This is a genomic window from Nostoc sp. (assembly GCF_036919575.1).
Taxonomy (GTDB): Bacteria; Cyanobacteriota; Cyanobacteriia; order Cyanobacteriales; family Nostocaceae; genus Nostoc.
In genome coordinates this window covers 77905-101311 of sequence record NZ_JBALBY010000002.1, presented here as the reverse complement: position 1 = coordinate 101311, position 23407 = coordinate 77905, and the positions used below count along the sequence as shown (strand labels likewise).

20 protein-coding genes and 1 pseudogene are annotated in these 23407 nt (G+C 42.1%); 15 read left to right on the top strand and 6 right to left on the bottom strand.

Annotation, left to right across the window (positions count from 1 at the left end):
• Positions 1 to 65: 65 nt before the first annotated feature.
• The 3 genes from V7K27_RS00985 to V7K27_RS00975 all read left to right on the top strand — a co-directional run bounded on the left by V7K27_RS00985 (position 66) and on the right by V7K27_RS00975 (position 1390).
• Complete coding sequence (locus V7K27_RS00985) at positions 66 to 650, top strand: hypothetical protein (protein ID WP_334943444.1); 585 nt, start codon at positions 66 to 68, stop codon at positions 648 to 650.
• Between the two features lie 267 nt (positions 651 to 917).
• Positions 918 to 1130 (top strand): hypothetical protein, encoded by a 213-nt coding sequence (locus tag V7K27_RS00980; RefSeq protein ID WP_334943442.1) that lies wholly within the window; start codon positions 918 to 920, stop codon positions 1128 to 1130.
• Complete coding sequence (locus V7K27_RS00975) at positions 1127 to 1390, top strand: type II toxin-antitoxin system RelE family toxin (protein ID WP_334943440.1); 264 nt, start codon at positions 1127 to 1129, stop codon at positions 1388 to 1390. Before V7K27_RS00980 ends, V7K27_RS00975 begins: the two co-directional genes overlap by 4 nt.
• Before the next feature lie 167 nt (positions 1391 to 1557).
• Here the strand turns inward: V7K27_RS00975 and galE are convergent, their stop codons facing one another.
• Positions 1558 to 2562: a UDP-glucose 4-epimerase GalE gene (galE, locus tag V7K27_RS00970; protein ID WP_334943438.1), complete on the bottom strand. Its 1005-nt coding sequence runs from the start codon at positions 2560 to 2562 to the stop codon at positions 1558 to 1560.
• Positions 2563 to 3024: 462 nt separating this feature from the next.
• On the opposite strand from galE, the gene V7K27_RS00965 reads away from it, so the two are divergent.
• Both V7K27_RS00965 and V7K27_RS00960 read left to right on the top strand, forming a co-directional pair.
• Complete coding sequence (locus V7K27_RS00965) at positions 3025 to 3678, top strand: hypothetical protein (RefSeq protein WP_334943436.1); 654 nt, start codon at positions 3025 to 3027, stop codon at positions 3676 to 3678.
• Between the two features lie 328 nt (positions 3679 to 4006).
• Positions 4007 to 5758 (top strand): ABC transporter ATP-binding protein, encoded by a 1752-nt coding sequence (locus V7K27_RS00960; protein WP_334943434.1) that lies wholly within the window; start codon positions 4007 to 4009, stop codon positions 5756 to 5758.
• A gap of 126 nt (positions 5759 to 5884) precedes the next feature.
• On the opposite strand, the gene V7K27_RS00955 is transcribed toward V7K27_RS00960, so the two are convergent.
• A complete protein-coding gene (locus V7K27_RS00955; protein ID WP_334943432.1) occupies positions 5885 to 7687 on the bottom strand; it encodes an endonuclease in 1803 nt (600 codons plus the stop codon).
• A 684-nt stretch (positions 7688 to 8371) separates the two neighbouring features.
• On the opposite strand from V7K27_RS00955, the gene V7K27_RS00950 reads away from it, so the two are divergent.
• From V7K27_RS00950 to V7K27_RS00910, 9 genes are all read left to right on the top strand, one after another.
• A complete protein-coding gene (locus tag V7K27_RS00950) occupies positions 8372 to 9070 on the top strand; it encodes a HupE/UreJ family protein (protein ID WP_334943431.1) in 699 nt (232 codons plus the stop codon).
• Between the two features lie 481 nt (positions 9071 to 9551).
• On the top strand, positions 9552 to 9938 hold the full coding sequence (locus tag V7K27_RS00945; protein WP_334943429.1) for a DUF2358 domain-containing protein: 387 nt from the start codon (positions 9552 to 9554) through the stop codon (positions 9936 to 9938).
• Positions 9939 to 10655: 717 nt separating this feature from the next.
• Positions 10656 to 10847 carry a hypothetical protein gene (locus tag V7K27_RS00940; protein WP_334943427.1) on the top strand — a complete coding sequence of 64 codons (192 nt, stop codon included), beginning with the start codon at positions 10656 to 10658 and terminating at the stop codon, positions 10845 to 10847.
• Between the two features lie 104 nt (positions 10848 to 10951).
• Complete coding sequence (locus V7K27_RS00935) at positions 10952 to 11200, top strand: DUF1816 domain-containing protein (RefSeq protein ID WP_334943425.1); 249 nt, start codon at positions 10952 to 10954, stop codon at positions 11198 to 11200.
• A gap of 490 nt (positions 11201 to 11690) precedes the next feature.
• Positions 11691 to 14003, top strand: a complete 2313-nt coding sequence (locus V7K27_RS00930; protein WP_334943423.1) for an NACHT domain-containing protein — start codon at positions 11691 to 11693, stop codon at positions 14001 to 14003.
• A 409-nt stretch (positions 14004 to 14412) separates the two neighbouring features.
• A complete protein-coding gene (locus V7K27_RS00925; RefSeq protein ID WP_334943421.1) occupies positions 14413 to 14868 on the top strand; it encodes a response regulator in 456 nt (151 codons plus the stop codon).
• A gap of 749 nt (positions 14869 to 15617) precedes the next feature.
• Positions 15618 to 16259: a Uma2 family endonuclease gene (locus tag V7K27_RS00920; RefSeq protein ID WP_334943419.1), complete on the top strand. Its 642-nt coding sequence runs from the start codon at positions 15618 to 15620 to the stop codon at positions 16257 to 16259.
• Positions 16260 to 16697: 438 nt separating this feature from the next.
• A complete protein-coding gene (locus tag V7K27_RS00915; protein ID WP_334943417.1) occupies positions 16698 to 18161 on the top strand; it encodes an efflux RND transporter periplasmic adaptor subunit in 1464 nt (487 codons plus the stop codon).
• 155 nt (positions 18162 to 18316) lie between these two features.
• Entirely contained in the window at positions 18317 to 19534 is a 1218-nt protein-coding gene (locus V7K27_RS00910; RefSeq protein WP_334943415.1) for an ABC transporter permease, read from the top strand.
• Between the two features lie 136 nt (positions 19535 to 19670).
• On the opposite strand, the gene V7K27_RS00905 is transcribed toward V7K27_RS00910, so the two are convergent.
• The 3 genes and pseudogenes from V7K27_RS00905 to V7K27_RS00895 all read right to left on the bottom strand — a co-directional run bounded on the left by V7K27_RS00905 (position 19671) and on the right by V7K27_RS00895 (position 21388).
• The gene (locus V7K27_RS00905) at positions 19671 to 20522 is read right to left on the bottom strand and encodes a DUF4351 domain-containing protein (protein WP_334943413.1); all 852 of its coding nucleotides are present in this window, start codon (positions 20520 to 20522) and stop codon (positions 19671 to 19673) included.
• Between the two features lie 155 nt (positions 20523 to 20677).
• A pseudogene (locus V7K27_RS00900) lies at positions 20678 to 20974 on the bottom strand (hypothetical protein).
• Between the two features lie 132 nt (positions 20975 to 21106).
• Positions 21107 to 21388, bottom strand: a complete 282-nt coding sequence (locus V7K27_RS00895) for a hypothetical protein (RefSeq protein WP_334943411.1) — start codon at positions 21386 to 21388, stop codon at positions 21107 to 21109.
• A gap of 371 nt (positions 21389 to 21759) precedes the next feature.
• Here V7K27_RS00895 and V7K27_RS00890 point away from each other — a divergent pair, with 371 nt between their 5' ends.
• Entirely contained in the window at positions 21760 to 22521 is a 762-nt protein-coding gene (locus V7K27_RS00890) for an ABC transporter ATP-binding protein (RefSeq protein ID WP_334943409.1), read from the top strand.
• A 330-nt stretch (positions 22522 to 22851) separates the two neighbouring features.
• On the opposite strand, the gene V7K27_RS00885 is transcribed toward V7K27_RS00890, so the two are convergent.
• Complete coding sequence (locus V7K27_RS00885) at positions 22852 to 23382, bottom strand: orange carotenoid protein N-terminal domain-containing protein (protein ID WP_334943408.1); 531 nt, start codon at positions 23380 to 23382, stop codon at positions 22852 to 22854.
• Between the last annotated feature and the right edge of the window lie 25 nt (positions 23383 to 23407).

Below are 23407 nucleotides of genomic sequence, written 5' to 3'. Positions count from 1 at the left end.
CATCTTTGTTCTCTGACTCCATCTCAACAGGTCAAGAACAGAGACATTACCTAAACAAAGGAAGAATGAAGTATTTATTATTTCTGAGTTCCTTAGTTATATCAATAACTAATCTTTACCCTGTTGCTGCTCATCAGGTTGAGGTAGCCGCAGATGTCGGCGCGACCCTCCACATTGAACCAAATGATAATCCCAGTGCTGGAGAACCCTCTCAAGCCTGGTTTGCACTTACCCGCAGAGGTGGAAAGGTGATTCCTCTGTCACAGTGTAATTGTCGGTTGGCTGTTTATGCCAAACCCTATGCAGCTGGAGAGCCACCACTCCTAGAACCAGCATTAGAACCTGTGGCAGCTGAACGCTATAAAGGCGTCCCAGGTGCGGAAGTTGTCTTTCCCAAGCCTGGTATTTATGAGTTGCAACTAAATGGTAAACCAGTTTCTGGGGCAAGATTCAAACCCTTTCAGTTGAAATTTGAAGTTACTGTGGCAGGTGGGTCTACACAAAATACACAAAACTTGCGAGATGTCAATAGCAATTTAGGAGAGGGTGGATCTCAGAAATTACCAGTTTGGGCGATCGCACTGCCAATCTTTGGATTTATCGCCATCTTATTTGTCGTCCTGCAAAGTATGAGGAGGAGTGGGGAGTAGGGAGTCGGTAGAGACGCGATTAATCGCGTCTGTAGCAAGTAGGGGAGTAGGGGGAGACAATGGAGTGATTTTTCTCCCTTGTCCCCCTTGTCCTCTGGCTCTAAAATGCCAAGGCGATCGCTTGGCTAAAGCTACAATTTAAAGAAGTCGGAAGTCGGAAGTCGGAAGTCGGAAGTACAGTTTTATAATGGGGATTTAGAAAGAGCCACAAAACTTGCGGCTTCTTTTGTAGCCGGGGACTTAAACCCACCGAATTTTGTTAAAAACATGGAAACTAAAACTAAAAGGCAAGCCTTAATCAAGACTATTAATCAACAATTAGAACTTGCTTATGACGATACATTACAAGAGATTTTAGAACTATTAAAAATCCGTAAACAGGAAGACGAGGAAGACGAAAGAGACTTTGAAGAGGGATTAAAAGATATCGCCGAAAATGGCACTTTAACTTGGGAAGAACATAAGCAAAAAATTGCATGATCTACCAAGTACAAATTTCAAAAAAGGCATCCAAACAACTCAAACAATTACCCGTAGATATTCAAGAAAGGCTAGAGAGCAAAATTCAACAATTAGCTGAAGATCCTCGCCCTGATGGTGTCGGCAAATTAAAAAATGGTGAGAACCGTTATCGCATCAGAGTAGGTGATTATCGTATTTTATATGATATTTACGATGATGTCTTAGTAGTAACCGTCGTCAGAGTAGGGCATCGGAGAGAAGTTTATCGGGACGAATAAAATCTGTAAAATTTGAGCCGAGATATGAACCAAAACGGAAATAGGGGCTGGAAGGCTTGATTTTTCGTTGCCTAAAACGGTGTTAAGTACGAAGAATTAGCAAATTACCAAACCTAACCAGGATAATCGTTAATTTCCAAATATGCAGCGATCTCGACTCAATGCCATCAAGTCAAATTATGTCGCTGTTGATGCCACTGCCACGCATGAGCGACAATATCTTTGATGAGTGGGTATTGAGGTTGCCAGCCTAAGATTGTTCTGGCTTTCTCGCTGGTGCCAATGAGAATTGGAGGATCGCCAGGACGCCGATCGCGTTCTTCTACTGGTATCGAAATTCCTGTTACCTCTTCGGCAGCTGCAATTACTTCTTTGACAGAGAAGCCACTACCATTACCCAAATTGAAAACTTCGCTATCGCCACCTTTTAATAAATATTCCAATCCCAAAATATGGGCATCTGCTAAATCGTTAACGTGAATATAATCACGAATACAAGTACCATCGGGCGTGGGGTAATCGGTGCCAAAAATTGAGATGGATTCTCGTTTCCCTAAAGCTGTCATTAGCACTAAAGGAATCAAATGGGTTTCTGGATTATGATCCTCGCCAAGTAAACCACTGGGATTAGCACCAGCAGCATTAAAATAGCGGAAACGCACTGATTGGAAACCGTAAGCAACATCAAAATCAGCCAGAATCCGCTCTACCATCAGCTTAGTAGCGCCATAGGGATTAATTGGATTTTGAGGATGGGTTTCTGGAATGGGTACAAATTCCGGTACGCCGTAGGTGGCACAGGTAGAAGAAAAGACAAATTTCTTTACAGATGCCGTCAGCATTGCTTCTAACAGAGTCAAAGTGCCAACGACGTTATTGCGGTAGTATTTAGCCGGGTCAGTCACCGATTCTCCTACGTAGGCATAGGCAGAAAAGTGCATCACAGCAGCAATATCGTGGGTTTTAAATAGGTGATCTAGCAAGGCGCGATCGCCTGTATCCCCAACTATCAATTCTACCTGTAAAACCTTTTCTACCAGGTCACGATGCCCATAGACCAGATTATCAAGGATGACAACCTTATAACCCGCTTGCTTCAAAGCAAGCACTGTATGAGAACCAATATATCCAGCTCCCCCCGTGACTAAAATAGTAGGCTTTTCAGGCGACATAGTTTTTCCTTTTGAGTGGATTACTCAATTAATTTAGTTTACCGGTGTCACATTACTCTTCAAGAAAATTATAAATATTAGACGCAGTGGCAAAAAATTGCACTAAAATCACTACGACGGTAGTCTTTGGGTGTGAGGTTTAAGGTATTTTAAGTCAAACAGTGCGATTACAATTTGACAATAAAATAAATTCATTTCCCAAAACCTCTAGATTGACCCTTACGGGTGACGCTCCTAGCGTCGCTACAGCTAAGAAGTCGCTAGTTGTTTTATACAGGGAAATCATGCACGGCAGTTCCTCTTGGGGAGGCTCTGCGTTAGTGGTTATACTACTCCCACGGAGAAAGCTTGCTAGCAAGAGTGTCTTTGACAGGAAAAGCAGTTGGCGTGAAAACCCATATAAAAGTGGACTGCTTCACCACCATACTGGCTCACCGTAACAGAAAATTTGAGAGTTAATCTATGTTTCTATTGTTAAGTCGAGTACTGCTGTGGCTGCTGATTGGCACTATCGTATATTCTCTGTTCCAGCGATTTTATCCCTCTGGAAGTTTTGTAGGGCGATTAATCTTAGTCGTTATCTTGATAATCGTAGCCCTATCATTTCTTAACCCCAATGAACCAGCTGTAGCGTCATTGTGGAGAATGCTGTCTTTTCCACTCAAGCCTCTAGGAGCCTCTGTTTTACTGATGATTTTTGCAGCTCAGAAAATCAAAGGAGGTGGGATAGAGAAACCAGGAGGATACTTAATCGGTTGGGCGCTGACGATTTTGCTGTTGGCAAGTACACCAGCAGTCGCCTATTTCCTTTATCGGGCACCTTTAGCAATGACAGGTGAAACCTACGTAGCAACTGCTGCACCAACATCTGAAACACTGGTGGCATTAGGGCAACCAACCACCACAGCAAGCATCTCAGATGTAACAGGCGATCGCATTCTTTCTTATAATTTGAGAGTGCCTCCCTACCTATTACAAGGAAATGTTCAAGATATCCGCACACGCGGTTTACGACTTGAAGACTTTGTACCGGACGCCCAAACGTTGCAATTGACAACAAGAACTTGGGAAAGTTATCTCGTTGAAATTTACAGGTTCTTGCGTGTTCAACGGTAATAAAAACCACAACAGGGTTAAACGCCAGCTAAGTCCCAAAGCCAGTTATAAAGAAGTCGGAAGTCGGAAGTCGGAAGTCGTAGAGACGCGATTAATCGCGTCTGTACTTTTGTAACGGGGATAAAGACTCATTGCCACAAAACTTAAAGCCGTCCTTTATGACGGGGTTTTAGACCCATCTTTTTGATAAACCCTGTTTTACTTCTGAATTCTGAATTCTGAATTCTGGATTCTGGATTCTGGATTCTGGATTCTCAATTCTGAATTCTCCTCTAGCTGCCTTCTTGAACTAGCAGTTAATCTAGGATAAAGTTGCAAAATTGCTTTAATGGCAAAATCTCGACGAATCGCTAAACTCACTGCTTACTTACGACCCCATTGGCGGGAGGCATCCTTAGGGATTCTCGCTTTGTTGTCTGTAAATGGACTGGGCGTTTATATCCCTTGGTTGATTCGTGATGGTGTTGATAAACTCTCGACAACCTTTAACTTGAGCCAAATACTACATTACGTAGTAATCATTGTCTTGCTCAGTTCAGCCATGTGGCTAATGCGGATGGCATCCCGAATTTGGCTATTTGGGGTGGGGCGTCAGGTGGAATTTGACCTGAAACAACGGATTTTTGAACACTTACTCAAGCTAGAACCGGCTTATTTTGCCAGTAATACTGCTGGCGATTTGATTAGTCGGGCTACCAGTGATGTGGACAATATCAAACGGTTATTGGGTTTTGCAGTTTTGAGTTTGGCAAATACGGTGTTTGCCTACGCCCTGACACTGCCAGTCATGCTGACGATTAGTGTGGATCTCACACTCGCTTCTCTGGCAGTGTACCCTTTTATGCTCGTGTTAGTGAGTCTATTTAGCGATCGCTTACGCAAACAACAAGCAGCAGTTCAAGAGCAACTCTCTGACATCAGCGAACTCATTCAAGAAGATATCAGTGGCATTGCCTTAATTAAAATCTATGCCCAAGAAGCAAACGAGCGTCGAGCCTTCGCTAAGAAAAATCAACAGCTATTAGCGGCTAACTTGGAATTAGCAAAAAGCCGAAATACACTGTTTCCTTTAATTGGTGGGCTAGCTAACATCAGTTCGCTGGTAATCATCTGGCTAGGGACGGCGCGGATGTCTTCTGGAACCCTTCAGGTTGGCGACTTTTTAGTACTGTTAATTTATGTAGAGCGTCTAGTTTTTCCCACAGCCCTTTTAGGATTCACAATTACTGCTTACCAACGGGGTGAAGTTAGTATTGATAGGCTTGAATCTATTCTCTCTGTCACACCGAAAATTCAAGACACAGCCGATGCGATACATTTACCAATAGCTGAACTTAAAGGAGAACTGTCAGCTAAAAATCTCACTTACATTTATCCTGGTTCCACTACTCCAGCTTTAGCAAATGTTAACTTTACCATTGCTCCCGGAGAAACCGTGGCGATTGTTGGGGCAATTGGTTCAGGGAAATCTACTTTGGCCAATGCTTTGCCGCGCTTGTTAGATATTGAATCAGGACAATTGTTTTTAGATGGGCTGGATATTACTAAAATTGCTTTGACTTCTTTACGAGGTGCGATCGCCTATGTTCCTCAAGATAGCTTTCTATTTAGCACTACAATCAAAAATAATATCCGCTATGGTGATCCACTTAGGGAACAAGAGCAGGTAGAATCTGTTGCTCAACTTGCCCAAATTGAATCAGAAATTAACAATTTTCCCCAGCAATATGAAACTATTGTTGGTGAACGTGGTATTAATCTTTCTGGCGGTCAACGACAACGTACAGCCTTGGCTAGGGCGATGCTAGTCAACGCTCCAGTATTAATTTTGGATGATGCCCTCTCTAGTGTAGATAATCAAACAGCCACGCAAATCCTTAAAAATCTCTCAGGTGATACTGAACGCAAAACAGTAATTTTCATTACCCATCAATTATCGGCGGCGGCGGCAGCTGACCGAATATTTGTAATGGAAAAGGGAAAAATTGTGCAGATAGGCAATCATTTAGAACTGGTGCAACAACAGGGTTTATACAGAACTTTGTGGGGTCAACATCAAGTTGAGGAATTACTGCATTAAAGTTTTGGCCGATAATTTTGTCTCTCGTTCCCAGTCTCCGACTGGGAATGCATTGCAAGAGGGCTGCCGCCTCAAGACTTGCGGCTGCTGCCCAATGAGGTTTTGACAGCTGTGCTACCCTGCTCTTTAAGAATTACAGTATGCCCGTTCTCCTAACGTGACATCTAACACAAATGGATTCTCATTACCTTGAAATTCAGCGATCGCATGACTGCGTTCTATTTCAGTAATATCAGGTAAGTCTTGTTGATTCCATTTACACAAAGTCTGACGCTGATTCTGAAAGTAATTTTCGTCTACTTTCTTAGCCTGATCTCGATAGATAGTGTAGAAGTAGAAAATTGCCCTGGCTATATCCCCTTTTACTTTCTCTCTAGGCTCAAATTCAGAAGATGTTGATTCGCTAAACTCGTCAATTGCACTACTAGGAATTGTCGATTGAACAATATCATTTCGATACCATTTCTTAGTACTTGTGTCCGCTATATCGCCAAAGGGTTTATTACCTCGCTCACTATTAATATTTTCTCGTGCAGGAAATAGATGGTGAAGGTCACTTTGGGCATTACCCTTGTTAGCTCCTTTACTTTGAGGCCAAACGTGTTCAGTATTCAGTCCTAATTTATCAGCTTCCTGACTAGGATCGCCATTGCCAATTAAACGAATTGGGTAACTAGCATAAATATCTGTCACAATACCTGCTTGGTTGTCAATAATACCAAACATTTGATCTCTTGCCCGATCATAATTCAAAGTTTTGCTAGGCGTATACTCCTTAGCTAGTTCTTTAACTAGAGCGACTTTGGATAATTGAGGCAATATAATTGCCGAATCACTTGCGGGTGTAGATTGGCTAACAAGAGGAAAAGTATCAGAGGTAGACTGGTTAGCAGGTAATGTAAACGCAGCAATCACCGGATCATGGTCGCTAACAGGCTTACTAAAGCCAACATCTACATGCACAATATCAATTTCCGGTTTAGCAAAACGGGAAAGATTTTCACTAACCAACAAATGATCAATAAGTTCAAGATTTCCCCGAAATTTGTAAGTAAACTGATCACTAAGAGGTAAACGAGCCGTCAGATTCTCAAGAATATTACCCTTCAAAGTCTTCAAAGGTAAAGAATCTGGTAAATCGTTTAAATCACCCAATACAATTACTTTGGCTTGCGGGTCAACTTGTAGTAGTTGCGCTACGAATTCATTAACGATTTCAGCTTGTTTGACTCGTTGAGCATCGCTGGGAGAACCTCCAAGCTTGGAAATAAAGTGATTAGCAATGATAAATACTTTTTGATCATTAAATATAAATTCTGCTGCAAGTGGCTTACGGCTTTGATCAAAAGCACTATTTGTAGGGTCAATCCGACCTGGGTTAAGCGAGAGATCAAAACCATTTGAACCTTCAGTAATCGCCACAGCATCTAATGAACCGCCTTTTCTGGGTAGTTTTGCGAGAGTTATCTGGCTGGGTTGAAACAATAAACCGATACGAATATTGCCTCCGGGTTCTCCACCATCTTGATCGTCATTGGGTGCAATATCTACAAAGTTATATTCTGGACTACCGATATTTTCAAGCGCTGCAATCAGTTTTTGGTAAGTCTGGTTAGCATTAACAACGTTATCATTAATTGGCCCGTTGTTATCCTGAACTTCAATTAAACTGATCACATCTGGTGCGTTCAGATTATTAACAATAATTTTAGCAATATTATCAAAACGTCGATCTTTCGGGTCTAAATTCTCAACATTAAAAGTTGCAACAGTTAATACATCCTGTGAATTTTTCAGAGATGTTGTTTCACGTTCTGCAACTAAAGGTAAAGGAGTTGACAATTGAGCTATTGCACTAGCTTGCAGTGGACTAATCCATGCAAAGAAGATCAGAGGAATACTAAATAGTAGCAATTTGATGAATTTCATTCTCTCTGCCAATGAACCTACTTTCTAGATTAGTCTTTTTGCTAATAGAGTTCAGTTAAGATAAGTTTTAAATTTGGTAAAGAGGAACATTCCACTAAAGAAGTCGGAAGTCGGAAGTCAGAAGTCGGAATTAAAAGGGCGGTTAGTTGCAAAAAAATTGCTTTGTTGGGGAGCCACTGCGTTGCGCGGGTTAAGAGCGTTGTAGCAAGTGGCGTTGGAGGCTTTGCGTAACCCAACATCCTGATAATCAGTTGGGTTGCGCTCCGCTCCACCCAACCTACGTCTACTAACTTAAATCTAGCAAACTTTTACCACCATTTTGAGAAGAAGTACGCAGCCATTGTAAAAACTCAGGAGTTAAAGTGGGAGTTTCTCGCAAGCGCCGCAAGTCTTCGCTTTGTTTTGCCCTAGTTCTCGCTCCAATATATGGAATTGACGGTACTTTAGATTCATTTTTATAATTTAGTTGTATTGTCAGCAGTTTTGGGCTGATTCTTGATTAGCGATCGCATCTTGAATCTCAATATCAATAGCCCAATCCTACTTGCTTATGAGAGAACTTTTTCTACCAATGCGGCTTTACATAACTTTATGAAGCTAGTACGATCTAGCATCATTACCACGTTAGTTTTTTGGGGTATGTGGGTAGTATAAATTACCTAAAAACTAATTTGGTATATAGCGATGTTCAAGACTAAATTATCAGAATCCCGTACTTGGGGGGAATTTAATCCCTCAAAGTTCATGGATCGCCATATTGGAGCGATCGCAGCTCTAATTTTAATTAGCTTACTGAGTTCATTGAGTGGAACACCAGTTAAGCATACCATCTCTAACTGCTGGGAAGGCTTTCTTTGGGGACTAGCAGATCCAGTAATTAGCTTGAATTGTTTAGTTGGTATTATTGCTATTGGCTTACTCTCATCTGTATTTATTCGTGGCGCTGCGACGATCGCTGGATGTTTTGTTTTAGCAGCAATCTTGGGCATTGTAATTCATTTATTCCAGCTAAATTTACCAAGTACAGAAATAGCGATGCCAACGGCGGGCGCAGCCATCGCTATTTCTACCATCCTTTTTGGTACTATGCTGATGATGCCAAATCAACCAAACTTGATACTACTTGCTCTGCTGGGTATCAGTGCAGGTTTATTTCAGGGTTACGCTAATGCTGAATCTATTATTGGGGCAGGAATGATCCCACTAATTGCCTATATACTAGGCATTACCTTAACTCTGTTTGCGATCGCCATGAGTGCCAGAGAAATTGGTATTGCAATGGGTATGAGAGAAATCAACCGAATTTTACCCTGGAAAATGAGCATTGCTGGCTTCGCTTTCTGTGCGATCGGCATCGTGTTTTTGAGCAATTTGATCATTTAAATCAAATATTTCAATTGGGTGAAATACATTCATTTGTGGGGGTGTACACTTAGCTGTACGCCCCCACTACGTGTTCAGGGTAAATGAAACTTTACCACTAGAAATTGTCTAGCAAATAGTACAGCGTTCTTGTGAATAAACTAATGCAGTTCTCGTTTGGATGCAACACATGGTAGGGGCACAGCATTGCTCATTGGTGTCAACTTAAGGTTAAAGCCAGCCTAAAACCAGCTTTTAGAGATAGTCTCGTTCCCAGTCTCTGACTGGGAATGCCCGTCGGAGAGGCTCCGCCTCCGTAACTTGCGGCAGAGCCACCAGGAACTGCATTTCTAGCCAGAGGCTAGAAACGAGGTTTTAAAGGGGTTTGAGCTTAAGTTGACACGCATGAGCATTGCTGTGCCCCTACTGTATTCCATGCAATTGAGAACCGCTATAATGCATCTCTGCGCTAACCTAGAGACTATATCTAACAAAAGTTAACATGGATATCATTGAAATTCTCAAAAAAGACTATCAAAGATTCCCACTAAATCAGACTTACAGCATTTACGCTCCAGACGTTTATTTTCAAGACCCACTGAATAAATTTCGTGGTGTTAAACGTTACAAAGAAATGATTAATTTTATCCAAACTTGGTTTTTAGATCCCAAGATGGACTTACATAATATTCAACGTTTAGGAGACACAATAAAAACTGAGTGGACACTTAGTTGGAATACTCCTCTCCCCTGGAAACCACGGATCTCCATTCCTGGTTGGAGCGAACTAGGTATTAACTCTGATGGTTTGATTGTCTCCCATGTCGATTATTGGAATTGTTCACGCTTAGATGTGGTGAAGCAGCATTTCTTTGCTGCAAAAATGTAACCAATTAAGGTTTGTTCTAATTCCCTCGTTAAAAAAGAGAGCTAAGGAGGATCAAGCTTTAACCCAAGGGACATTCATCATCAGAGACTTCCAAATAAAAAAATATCCAATTATTTATTGTGGGGTAGTCCGAAAAGCCATTGGTGTCAAGTTAGGGACTTCCAACAAATAAATTATCCAATTTTGTGGGGTGGGCATCTTGCCCGCCTTGGGCTACGGGCAAACTAAGTTGATGTGCAGCTAAATTGTATAGCACGAAAACCCAAAAATATTGTAGTGCGGGCCGAAAAGCCCGCGTCCAATATACAAATTAAATACGCAACAGCTTATTGGTCTTTTAAATGTCTAGCGTAGGCGTAGCCCGCCTTCGGCATCGCACGCCCAAAAATTCTGTTGATTAGCCCAATTTTTCACCTAATTTTAAGTACTACTACTTATTGACAAAAGTTCTATAGTCTTAACCTCTCACCGATGCCCCACAAGATGGATAATTTCTTTCTTGGAAGTCCCTAATACCGTTTAACTTTAATAATGATACAAATACGTTGGTAGGGGCACAGCAATGTTCCCTACGAGAAATCTATATGTTTAATTTTTTAAGCTCATATCATACAACTTATACGCTACTTAATCGCTTCGTCAAACATGATTTATAACACTAGGATGTCATACTAAAAATAATTAGCAAATTATCATTTAAGAATTTAGGCTAGGAAAATGAAACATTTATTAACGAGTCAAAATAATTTGATTGCTGGTTACAGCCAAGCTGATATATCTACAAAAATCAGTCAATCTATGAAGGGAAAATCTACTTGTCTTTACTGTTCAAATGCTTTACTCCGTCACGTCAGTTCAAAAGGAGTTTACTGGCGTTGTAACTACTGCTATCAGGAAATGCCATTTTAGAAAACGACACGAGGAAAAATGAAGAATGTCTTGATATCGGACTGTACTTTAATCTGTGATCCAAAATTTCTTTAATCAAGTTTAATTAATCATTGGTATCCTTCATGAATTTATTTCAATTTAATCAGTCAGAGTTTGCCTGGTGGGTAGAAATTAACACTACTGTTCCGCGCTGTACTTATTACTTTGGGCCTTTTGATAGTGAAAAAGAGGCACAACTTTCTAGAAGTGGCTACGTCGAAGACTTATATCAGGAAGGAGCCAGAGACATCATTGCACTAGTTAAGCAATGTCAGCCTGATGTCCTAACGATTTTTCAGGAGGAAGCACAAGTCGAAATATTTAGTTTTTGAAGCCCGTCTCGCAGATATTTTCCTAAAAGGGGTTTTTCGATAATGAAGTCGGAAGTCGGAAGTCGGAAGTCGGAAGTACAGTTTTGTAACGGGGATAAAGACTCATTGCCACAAAACTTAAAGCATTGCGTGAAGCACGGGGTTTTAAACCCAGTTTTTCGATAATATAACTTGTTGCATAATTTAGAGATATAAGCTCTAAATTATACAACTATAATTTCTGAGCAAGTAAGTATTCATAAGTAAGCCCTCAATCTCTACTTAAGCATTACAGATCAATGTTTAAGTTCAAGTCTTGCCAAAGCTTGAGATGTATAAGATAAACGTATAACGTTTGAGTTTGTTATAAAACTTTAAGAAAATAAGAGTATACTCTGGGATTTTGTATAAGATTAATCGAGTAGAATAGTGGTATCACATAAAAAGCGATAAAATCGCAGAGATTAATAAAAGTTTAAGTTCATGATTTGAGGAGCAGGGTTTTTGTCCTATGGTCAAGCGATCGCTCCAAGCATCACTGACTGGCATTCAAGAGGCTAAAAGAGCATTCGCTCGCAAGGGCTGGACACAAGACAATTTGGCAGGAGAAGTTAACCTCAAGACTAGACAACCAATTTGGCGGTTTTTCAGTGGTCGTCCGGTTGAGCGTCATAGCTTTATTGAAATTTGTTCGGTGTTGTCACTGAATTGGCGGGAGATTGCTACCAATCCTCCCGCAGAATTCGGTGAACGAGAAGAATTCACCCAGCCCTCTGTCGTGGATATTGATACATTAGTGCAAAAAGTGCGATCGCAACGCTTCGACAAAATTCAAGACCAGTGTGGGATTTTGCAGTTATTGGATATTAACCGTCCCGTTGCGATCGATGATATATATATAGATGTGAATATTTTGGAATCAATTGCAAGTCAACAGTACTTAGAAATCACTAAGCTGCAAAGCATTGATCCCAAAGAATTTGACCGTTTTGGCTTAGGTGAGGCTGACCAGAACCAGATACCTGGTACACACGCGGTTGAAAAATACTCCAAGCTCAGAGTGCTAGGCAAACCAGGAGTAGGTAAAACCACCTTTTTGCAATATCTCGCCATTCAGTGTAACCAAGGCGCATTTGCAGCGAATCAAGTTCCGATCTTCATCACACTCAGAAACTTTGCCCAAGAGTCTAAAATCACCAGCGAATTCAGCCTATTAAAGTACATCCGCCAGGAGTTTCACACATCTAGAATATCAGATCCCTCAGTCATCGAAACCTTGCTTAGTACAGGCAGAGTGTTACTCTTGCTTGATGGCATGGATGAAGTTCTTAACCAACAAAGCAATGCTGTCTTAAGCGAAATTCGCCTATTTTCAGAGAAGTATCACAAAAATCAGTTTGTGGCCACCTGTCGAACAGCAGTTCAAAAGCTCAGACTTCGAGGCTTTACCGATGTTGAGATTGCCCCATTTACCTCAGAACAAATTCGAGCCTTCGCTCAAAAATGGTTTGTGGCCTTTCCCAACATCAACACTCAAGATGGTCTGGCGCAGTCGATTCAGTTTATTCAGAAATTGGAGTTAGATGAAAACTGGGAATTTCGCCAACTCGTCGTCACACCCCTATTTCTGCATCTTGCCTGCTGGCTGTTTCACGGTCAAGAAAAATTTCCGACTAAGCGGACTGACTTTTATAAACAAGGTCTAGACCTGGTGTTGGGTAAATGGGATGAAGCCAGAGGCATTGAACGGGATGACGTTTACCGAGGGTTTTTATTACCACAAAAGCTTAAGTTATTGAGTCAGATTGCAGCAGCGACATTTGAGCAAGGTCAGTACTTTTTTGAGCAACGCATCGTTGAGCAATACATTGGTGAGTATATTCAGAATCTGACCAACGCACCAATGGATGCAGAGGAGCTGCAAATAGAAAGCGAAGCGGCGCTGAAGGCAATTGAAGCTCAACATGGGCTACTCGCAGAACGGGCGCGGGGAATATTCTCCTTCTCCTATCTGGCGTTTCAAGAATATTTAACTGCAAGAAAAATCGTTGCCAGCCATAACCTACAGGCATTTGAGCAAGCTCTGGGAGGATTGGTCAGTCATATCACTGACCCGCACTGGCGCGAAATCTTCTTGTTAACGGCTACCATGCTTCGGAGTGCGGACGAGCTGGTACTGTTGATGAAACAACAGATTGATACACTGGTTGCTCAAGACCCTTATTTACAAGAATTTTTGACGTGGGCCAGCCAAAAATCTCGCACGATTCCCACCCAAACAAAAGATGCGACAGTTCGAGCATTTTACCTTGCCTTGAGTCGGACTCCTCATATAGCTTCTCACTTTGCCCTAGCCAGCAGCCTCGACCAGGGGATGTTTCTCGATGTCGCATTAGATGACCTGCTGCTGGAATGTGCAATTGATGGGAGCCAGGACTTTGCCCACATCCACATCTGTGGAGAAGCTCTCTCGAATATTCTGGGCATTGTTTTGGATGTTGGACTGCATAAATCGTTGCAAAAACTCTCTGAACAATTGCCAAATTCTCGTCAAAGTCAAGAACGGTTTGGGCTATGGGGGCAGACGAACTATTCAGCCTGGGCTGAACAATTAAAGATAACGGTGATTAATTATCGCAATATTAACCATGAGTGGCAGTTTAGCCCAGAACAACAGCAAGTGCTGCAACGCTACTATGATGCCAATCAGTTACTACTCGATTGCCTACATAGCAATTCGGAAGTGACGGCTGCTATCAGGCAAGAAATTGAAGCCACCTTATTGTTGCCGATAAAGGAACTTGAGGATAGAGAATGGCAATAATTCTTTTTGTAAAAATAATTTTGACTACATTTTGTGTCGTAGTTAATCAACTCATTCACCAAATCAAACAACACCAAGTTTATAGTACAAAGAATAGAACCATTCCAGTGATTCTCTCCTACTTTTGATTCTACAACTTGGTTATTTAATTTCTTTGAAATCAACTTATGTACTCTATCTAAGGGCAATCCGACAACGTAGTGTCAAAAATCTGGATTTTCGCTATTAGGATAATTAAATCACAGGAGCCAGTGACTTGATTGCTGAGGTCAATCTAAAATCATTCGACTGAACGCTCACGACAAGTCTAAAATCCAAAATTGTGTGACCTATCAGATTATCTTGTCTCTTTAAGACTACGTATTTTTTAGCCCACTTTACACTTAAAGCCCTAATCGCAGGTCTTATTATGAATTTAATCAATGACTTTTGCTTGAGAGCTGGGATACTCAAAGGTGTACAAGTACTCGTTGTAGACAACGATCGCGATAGTAGAGATTTGTACGCGTTATTACTCAAAGACTTGGGCGCAAATGTGATCGCTGCTGGTTCTATAAAAGAAGCTTTAGAAATCCTGAGTTGTTTCACGCCCAACATCCTGGTGTGTGAAATTAGGTTCTTAGGTGAAAGTATTTATACATTGCTAAATACATTGAGTGCTATGGAAGCAAACAATGGTAATCATATTCCAATCATTGTGACTTCAACATCTACCACAGGTACTCATGACCAAATTCCAGAGGTAGAGTTTGAAGAATATTTACTTAAACCATTCGACCTTGACAAATTTGTTTCCCTGATTACGAATCAAGTACAGTCAGATGTGGTGGAAAGTTTTCGCCAGGATGTACTAGTTTTACATTAGTAGATAATAGGACTTACGCATTGACAGAGATAACTAAATGTGCATCACCTCTCGTTACAAGGCAGAGCCTTGTAATGCTCTTGTGTCCGGCTCTGCCTCCTGTCAAACTACGAGGCAGAGCCTCCCCGTGACCACATTCCCAGGCTCTGCCTGCGAACGAGGCAATGTGCATCACCTCTCGTTACAAGGCAGAGCCTTGTAATGCTCTTGTGTCCGGCTCTGCCTCCTGTCAAACTACGAGGCAGAGCCTCCCAGTGACCACATTCCCAGGCAGAGCCTGGGAACGAGGCAGGGCAAGACTTTTATCTTAATAAGCTTGATATCCAGATGATGCTCAATTTGTAAAGTGCGTAAGTCCTAGATAAGTTTAACAAGTTCCGTGGGTTTAACAAAGTATGTTCAGTTTAATTCACCTGCCTAACGACGGCAGAAAGTTTTGTGGCGGGGTCTAAATCCTCTATACATTACTGTACCCTTCTCTTCGAGACGCTGCGCGAACGGCGTAGCTCAGGGCATCGCTTCCGACTTCCGACTTCCGACCTCCGACTTCTTTAAGCATCTCCGTTGTTTGCCCGCACTGAATTGAAGAAGAATTCAGAATTCTGAATCAAGAGGCTCTCTACGAGATGCTGCGCGGATGCGGACTCGCTCTTTGTGGCACTATCCGCTTTTTCGGTCAGAATAGACAGCTGAATTCTGTTTCGATAAAACTTGTATGATCGTTGTTAAAGTTCCCCTTTAGCAATATTATGAGCGAATTACAGATCCAACTAGTAACTGATACCTGGATAGCAGCAACTTGGGATGAATATATTCAAGTAATTGAAAATCCTGCCTACCAGAAAGCCAAAGGCTACTACCACAATGGACATATAAGAATTGAAATGGCACCACTCGGACATGACCACGCCTGCGACAACACAATTATTGCCTTTGCTGTTAACCTTTTTTGCACAATCAAAGGTATCCTCGCCAAAGGCTTAACTAACTGTACATATCGGAAAACAGGCTTTAATGAAGCTCAACCTGATGTATCTTACTATATTGGCGAGAATGCTGATGTCATTCCTTATGGAACTTCAATCATTAATCTAGATATCTATCCACCACCAGATTTAGTTATTGAAGTTGCTAATACTTCACTTGCTGATGATCAAGGCGAAAAACGACTTTTGTACGAAGATTTAGGAGTGAAAGAATACTGGATTTTAAATGTCCAGAATGTGCAAGTTATGGCTTTTGCTATTGAAAACCAAGGTAGTAGGCGGATTACAGAATCTCAGGTATTACCAGGATTAGCAATTTCTTTATTAAACGAAGCATTACGGCGAACTCGTCAAATAAATCAAAGTCAAGTTGGTGCTTGGTTATTAACCCAATTTCAGCAATAATTATTTGAACCATTCTCAATAACCGTAGGGGAGCCAGTACCGCAAGGCGGAAGTCACTCATTCAAAAGTCAAAAGTCAAAATCAATCCAGCGTATGTGTTTCATGGTGACACAGCAGTTCGGCAGAGCTACCTGTAAGACTTACCGAACTATTGATTTGGAATGGGTGGTTTATTTACGCCGTGTTGTATTATTTATTAAAGCGAGGCAAACTCCCGCTACAGTACACCAGTGGCTAAAGTCACCCATTTAGGTGAAGACATCTAGGTATGTAATGTCTACTATCAAGGAAGATTAAGCAACTATGAAGCTAATTATGCGTCTAGTTGTGAGTTTACTAATAAAAATTTAATCCAAAAGTTTGAAAAAATCCGTATTTCTGCACTTGCCTTCTAACTGAGGACTACTCGCACAAAGTAATATTCATAGGCTTATATATATGGCTTACATAGAAATTCCAGTTATAGGCAAAGTTAAGTATCCATTACGCTGGCTGATGGGGCTGATAGCTGGGGGTGCCTTGGTTGTTGGTACAGTCACAGCCTACACGCTGATAAATCAAGGGACAAAAGAAGATATTGCTAAATTAACTGTGCCAGTGGCAGCGCAAAACGTGACTTTGCGGATTACAGCTAGTGGCAAAGTTGTGCCAGTTCAGAGCGTAAACATTAGTCCGAAGAATCCCGGTGTGCTGTCGCAATTATATGTGGAACAAGGCGATCGCATTCAACAAGGGCAAATTCTCGCGCGGATGGATAGTGCCAGCATTGAAGCCCAAAGAAGCCAGTATCGTGCTAACTTAGCCCAAAGTCAAGCACAACTAGCCGAAGCCGTTGCTGGTAGTCGTCCTCAAGAAATTGCTCAAGCTAAGGCGCGATTAGCACAATCTCAAGCCCAGTTAGCCGCAGCCCGTGCTGGTAATCGTCCCCAAGAGGTTGCTCAATCTCAATCCCAAGTGGATGCGGCTCAAGCAAAGGTGAATTACGCAAGTCAACAGGTAAAGCGTTACCAATACCTATATAAAGAGGGAGCAGAGACAAAACAATTACTCGATCAAGCCATCAGCGACGACAAAAGTGCTAGAGCCAATTTAGAAGAAGCTAAAAAACGCTTTTCGTTAGTCCAAAGTGGCACTCGGACTGAGGAAATTGACCAACGCCAAGCGGCTGTGAATGAAGCACGGGCAGCATTAGTTCTGTTGGAAGATGGTACTCGTTCTGAAGAAATTGTCCAGCGTCAAGCAGCTGTTGCCTCTGCTGAGGCTCAATTGAAGGGTGTGCAAGTGCAGTTGGAAGATACAATTATTCGCGCTCCTCTTTCGGGAATTGTGACGCAAAAGTATGCCGAACCAGGCGCGTTTGTCACACCCACAACCTCTGCTTCTACTAGTGCGTCGGCAACTTCCAGTTCAATTGTGGCTGTAGCACGCGGTTTAGAAATATTAGCTCAAGTTCCCGAAGCCGATCTTAGCAGAATAAAACCGGGACAGCAGGTGGAAATTGTCGCCGATGCCTATCCCGATCAAGTTTTTAAAAGTCATGTGCGCCTGATTGCTCCAGAAGCTGTGGTGGAACAAGGTGTAACATCCTTCCAGGTGCGGGTTGCTCTTGATACTGGCACAGATAAACTGCGTTCTGGCTTAAATGTGGATCTGACTTTTTTAGGCGATCGCGTCAATAATGCCTTAGTATTACCAACGGTGTCAATCGTCACCGAAAAGGGTAAAACTGGCGTACTTGTACCAGATGCAAACAATAAACCCCAATTCCGCGAAGTTACAGTTGGGGCGCAAATCCAAGAGCAAACTCAGATTTTAGAGGGAGTTAAAGCAGGCGATCGCATTTTTGTGAATCCACCCAAAGACTACAAAATTGAGAAGGCAAAAGAACAAAAGAATAAATAAGTCGGAAGTCGGAAGTCGGAAGTCGGAAGCGATGCCCTGAGCTACGCCGTTCGCGCAGCGTCTCGAAGAGAAGGGTACAGTTTTGTATAGGGGATTTAGACCCATCTTTTTGATAACAAGATTTTTGAAATTTTAATTACGAATTACGAATTAGTATGAACTTTTTAGAAAGTGTCCAAATGGCGGGAAAAACCCTGCTGTCAAATAAGCTGCGTAGCGCTCTCACCATGCTGGGTATAGTTATTGGTAACGCCTCAGTTATTGGCATGATTGGTATTGGCGAAAGTGGCCAAAAGTACGTGAATAAACAGCTGGAGTCATTAGGGCCAAATGTGCTGTTTGTGATTCCAGGTAATCGAGAAACTCAGCGTATCTCCTTTGAAGTGCCAAAAACTCTGGTGTTGCAAGATGCCGATGCGATCGCTTCTCAGGTACCAACAGTAGTAGGAGTTGCTCCCGAATTAAACAGAAGACAGGTAATTACATACCGCAACAAAAATACCGATGTCAACATCATTGGCACAGCTCCCAGTTTCCTATCAGTGCGGGATTTTGAAACTGCTAAAGGCAGGTTTTTCTCTGAGGTAGACATCAAGCGAAGTAACCAAGTTGTTGTGTTAGGTGCAGACTTGGCAGAAAAACTATTCGGTAATAGTAACGCTGTCGGTCAGCAATTGCGAATCGGAAATACTAGCTTTCAAGTGATTGGGACGTTAACAGCTAAAGGTTCTAGCGTCGGTGCAGATTATGATGAAGCTGCCTTAATACCGATTACGACTTCCGCAAACCGACTTGTGGGAAAGAATTCTCCCTATGGTATCGCCTTAGATTATCTCGTTGCTGCCGCTCGTGATTCAGAGAGCGTGGATGCAGCAGAATTTCAAATTACTAATTTGTTGCGTCTACGACACAAAATCAATGGTGAAGATGACTTTACTCTTCGCTCTCAAAAGGATGCTTTGCAAACTGTCGGTCAAATTACAGGTGCATTGACAATTATGTTAGCAGCGATCGCAGGGATATCGCTGTTTGTTGGTGGCATTGGCATCATGAATATTATGCTAGTCTCCGTCACCGAACGCACCCAAGAAATCGGATTGAGAAAAGCGATCGGGGCAACTGAGCAAGATATTTTGCTACAGTTCATCATTGAGGCAGTGATAGTTTCCGCAGCTGGTGGTTTAGTTGGGACTGCGGTTGGTATCAGTGGCATTCTATTAGTGGGAGCCTTGACTCCTTTAGAAGCGACTCTTTCTCCCGTAGCGATTACTATGGCAGTTAGTGTCTCTGCTGGTATTGGTTTATTCTTTGGTGTCGTTCCCGCACGTCGCGCAGCTAAACTTGACCCGATTGTGGCTTTGAGAAGTGCTTAGTACACAACACCACAAAAAGGGTATGGAATTTAATCATTCGTAGGTTGGGTAGAACGAAGTGGAACCCAACATCAAGTCTCAATATTTCCGAACCCCTTTTACAGTGACGTGTACTTAGTGATGGCAATGGCGAAACTTAATCTTCCTGATGAGGTTGAGCTAAGTAATTCACTAAATCACTTTGACTGGAGAAATCTAACAGCGCTTCAGCTAACTCTTCTAGTTGAGCGATCGATAAAGTGCGAATCTGCTGTTCTATCTCCGGCTCAATTGCACCAAACCGACGTGTCAAAAGACGCATAATCAGTTGTAGCGCCTCCTGTTTCTTTCCTCGTTCTTCTCCCTGTTGCAATCCTTTTTGCAGAATGTCTTGGTAAATCACAGATTCTTGCATAATTTCCTCTCTAAAAAGCTGTTTAATCACATTTTTGTCAAACCGCAAACCAGCCAAAACCTGTACGCAAGCTGATATATTTTGTCGCTCGTCTGCTTCTTCAATCATATCGACACTAGCAGCAACTTGCTCTAATAAGTCTGCGGGTGAGTCGGTTCTCGCCAATGTCGCCAGTGGTAAGAGTGCAGGGTTAGCTAGCAGTGGTGTGGGATCTTCCTCCCATAAACGAATCACTCTATACGAGTGTCTGGTGTTCGTGTCTATATACTGGGTTTGAAATGCACCTTCAGAAGATGTGGCTTGTAAGAAAATCACCACCTGTTTAATCTCACACCAGTATTCTCGCTTTAATCTGGTGTAGTAATCCAGCATCCGAAAGTCAAGTGGAGTTTTGGATTTGGGTGTAGTTTGAAACTCTAAATGTAAGATTTGGTTGGCGATTTGCAGGAATGTCACCGAATCAGCGCGAATTGGTTCGAGGTTAAGTTCGGTTTTGAGTACTTGGATATCTGAGGTGTCAATTGAGAGTAACCAGCTAGCAAACTCAGCAGGGTAGTTTTCAGCAAGGTATTTGCAGGTGTTATCGTAGGCCAATGCGATCGCTAATTAAGTGACTGGATTTATATATTGTGGTCTAATATACCATTTCCATATTTGAGTATGGAATTTTCAACTGTGCTGATATCACGCCAGACTGTCAGCGAAACAGAACCCCGACTTTTTAGAAAAGTCGGGGTTCTTGTTTAAAGTTATAAAACTAAAATCTGACGGCTTAAAATACTCATAACCTCGTCAGGGTTAGCGGTTGGTAGTAGTTGACTCTAGTCTCCAACATTTGCATAACCAATTACCTGCAAATAGTGAATTGTACTAGTGACGGCTTTTGGAGAACCAATCAATAAATGTTTAATTGGTTCTCTGTTAGGCGCTCGCTTTTGAGCAGATTCCTTGAGGGTGGGTGTATTGAAGTCTTCACTACTCAAATACTCTTCCAACTGTACTTGAGCGAATTTTTGATTTTCTACGAACTTTTGTACTTGTGTCATTATGATAGTTGACTCCTAGAGTAGGGGTTAAAGAAAGGCGATCGCGGACTCTTCCCGGAGGGCGATCGCCTTTCTCATGCTTATATATTAATGTATAAATTTATACAAGTCAACTACTAATGCAAAAAATGTTTACGACAAATCAAGAAATGCGCTCGCCAAATCAAGAAATGCGCTCGCTAAATCAAGAAATGCGCTCGCTAAATCAAGAAATACGAACGCTAAATCAAGAAATACGAACGCTAAATCAAGAAATGCGAACGCCAAATCGATAAATGCGAACGCCAAATCGATAAATGCGAACGCCAAATCGATAAATGCGATCGCCAAATCAACAAATGCGATCGCCAAATCAAGAAATACGAACGCCAAATCAAGAAATGCGATCGCCAAATCGATAAATGCGATCGCCAAATCAACAAATGCGATCGCTAAAATAACATTAGAAAGGGGAAACTAGAACATCTAATTCCCTCCCCTTTATAAGCTAGGGTGTACACACAAGTCCAATTACCCCCCTTAATCCCCCGTTTATTGGGGGGAAAAAAGAAATCTAGTTCCCTCCCCTTTATAAGGGGAGGGTTAGGGTGGGGTAAAATAAGACCCCTTTACACAAATAATTATGAGGAAACATTACAGAAAGTTCATGCTATAATACGCGAGAATATCACCTTTTTAGAAACCTTCAGTCAGAAGAATTGCCCTTTCTTCCAACAACAAATCAACGCGGACAAGGGAGACAAGGAAGAAAGAATTAATGACTAATAACTATTAACTAAATCTTTATGGCAAAAACTATTTCAATTACCGATTCTCTAGTTGCTAATCCTGTACCGAAACCAGCAATCATTCGACTAGAAAACATTTTCAAGATTTATGGTAGTGGCGAAACAGAAGTCCGAGCGCTGAATGATGTCAACCTAATTGTGGAACAGGGTGAATATTGTGCAATCATGGGGCCTTCTGGTTCAGGTAAATCCACAGCCATGAATATTATCGGTTGTCTAGACCGCCCCACCACTGGACATTATTACTTAGATAACCTCGATGTAGCCCAAATGGACGATCGCTCATTGGCACACATCCGTAACAAAAAGCTAGGGTTTGTCTTCCAACAATTCCACCTATTGCCCCAACTAACAGCATTAGAAAATGTGATACTGCCGATGCTGTATGCTGATGTCAATCCCAAAGAAAGAAGCGATCGCGCCACAGTTGCACTGACGCGAGTCGGTTTAGCAAATCGCCTCAACAACAAACCAACTCAACTATCTGGCGGACAACAACAACGAGTAGCGATCGCCCGTGCGATCGTTAATCGTCCCGTAGTACTCCTAGCCGATGAACCCACAGGCGCACTTGATTCCCACACAACCCAAGAAGTCTTAGATATTTTTGGCGAACTCAATGCCAGTGGAATCACCGTTGTCATGGTAACTCATGAACCAGAAGTTGCTCGTCAAACCCAGCGCATCGTTTGGTTCCGTGATGGTGAAGTAGTACACTCCAACCTCACCCCAGCCGACTTAAATCAGCTTGCTGTGTAGCCGCAACTTCTAGTGATTGAGACAAACAGAGGTTATGTATCTAAATTTAGTCCGCGTTCGCGTAGCGTCTCGAAGAGAAGGCGGACTTTGTTTGTGTAGCCGCGACTTCTAGTCGCCAGGGCTTCTAGTCATTGGGCTAAAAACAGGTTATGTATGTAGATTTAGTCCGCGTTGGCGGACTTTGTTTGTGTAGCCGCGACTTTAGTCGCCAGGGCTTCTAGTCATTGGGCTAAAGACAGGTTATGTATGTAGATTTAGTCCGCGTTGGCGGACTTTGTTTGTGTAGCCGCGACTTCCAGTCGCCAGGGCTGATATGCGATTTTGATATGATTACAAACTCGGCGTTTTCCCAGTTTCTGCTTGGGTTGCGATCGGCTTAACATCGGTGTAACCCAATTCACCAGCTATTGTCCGAAACACTGAAATTTGCTCCTCAAAATCTAGTCCTTCAATTTGGGAAACCAGATCATTAATTGCTTCACTTACCTGATAGCTAGCTGGTAAGTCAACCACCGTTTCTCCCATAGCTACTGCCCAAGCATACCAAACTAACAGCTGGTTGTTTTCTTTTATCGCCCCATAAGCACGCGAATATTCTGTATCTTTGCGGTTAACAATATCCCGCATAATATCTAGTTGCTGCTCATCGGATAATTCAAAATAATCTCCAAGTAGAATTGGTGCTAACTCTGGTTCGGCCGCAGCTGGAGCAGCTGGGGTGATCGAATCACCCATTTTTTCATAAACAAAATAGAACCAAGCTAGTTTGGCATCAGTATCTAAGCCATTAAAAGCGTCCACCAATTTTTGAGTTTCATTGCTCTGAGCTTGAGAAATATTTTTGTCGTAACTTGCAGTCATTATTGTTTGTCTCCAAGGTAATTTA

Coding starts and splice junctions, on each gene's coding strand:
- V7K27_RS00985 (WP_334943444.1), top strand. CDS start 66: ATGAAGTATTTATTATTTCTGAGTTCCTTAGTTATATCAATAACTAAT.
- V7K27_RS00980 (WP_334943442.1), top strand. CDS start 918: ATGGAAACTAAAACTAAAAGGCAAGCCTTAATCAAGACTATTAATCAA.
- V7K27_RS00975 (WP_334943440.1), top strand. CDS start 1,127: ATGATCTACCAAGTACAAATTTCAAAAAAGGCATCCAAACAACTCAAA.
- galE (WP_334943438.1), bottom strand. CDS start 2,562: ATGTCGCCTGAAAAGCCTACTATTTTAGTCACGGGGGGAGCTGGATAT.
- V7K27_RS00965 (WP_334943436.1), top strand. CDS start 3,025: ATGTTTCTATTGTTAAGTCGAGTACTGCTGTGGCTGCTGATTGGCACT.
- V7K27_RS00960 (WP_334943434.1), top strand. CDS start 4,007: ATGGCAAAATCTCGACGAATCGCTAAACTCACTGCTTACTTACGACCC.
- V7K27_RS00955 (WP_334943432.1), bottom strand. CDS start 7,687: ATGAAATTCATCAAATTGCTACTATTTAGTATTCCTCTGATCTTCTTT.
- V7K27_RS00950 (WP_334943431.1), top strand. CDS start 8,372: ATGTTCAAGACTAAATTATCAGAATCCCGTACTTGGGGGGAATTTAAT.
- V7K27_RS00945 (WP_334943429.1), top strand. CDS start 9,552: ATGGATATCATTGAAATTCTCAAAAAAGACTATCAAAGATTCCCACTA.
- V7K27_RS00940 (WP_334943427.1), top strand. CDS start 10,656: ATGAAACATTTATTAACGAGTCAAAATAATTTGATTGCTGGTTACAGC.
- V7K27_RS00935 (WP_334943425.1), top strand. CDS start 10,952: ATGAATTTATTTCAATTTAATCAGTCAGAGTTTGCCTGGTGGGTAGAA.
- V7K27_RS00930 (WP_334943423.1), top strand. CDS start 11,691: ATGGTCAAGCGATCGCTCCAAGCATCACTGACTGGCATTCAAGAGGCT.
- V7K27_RS00925 (WP_334943421.1), top strand. CDS start 14,413: ATGAATTTAATCAATGACTTTTGCTTGAGAGCTGGGATACTCAAAGGT.
- V7K27_RS00920 (WP_334943419.1), top strand. CDS start 15,618: ATGAGCGAATTACAGATCCAACTAGTAACTGATACCTGGATAGCAGCA.
- V7K27_RS00915 (WP_334943417.1), top strand. CDS start 16,698: ATGGCTTACATAGAAATTCCAGTTATAGGCAAAGTTAAGTATCCATTA.
- V7K27_RS00910 (WP_334943415.1), top strand. CDS start 18,317: ATGAACTTTTTAGAAAGTGTCCAAATGGCGGGAAAAACCCTGCTGTCA.
- V7K27_RS00890 (WP_334943409.1), top strand. CDS start 21,760: ATGGCAAAAACTATTTCAATTACCGATTCTCTAGTTGCTAATCCTGTA.
- V7K27_RS00885 (WP_334943408.1), bottom strand. CDS start 23,382: ATGACTGCAAGTTACGACAAAAATATTTCTCAAGCTCAGAGCAATGAA.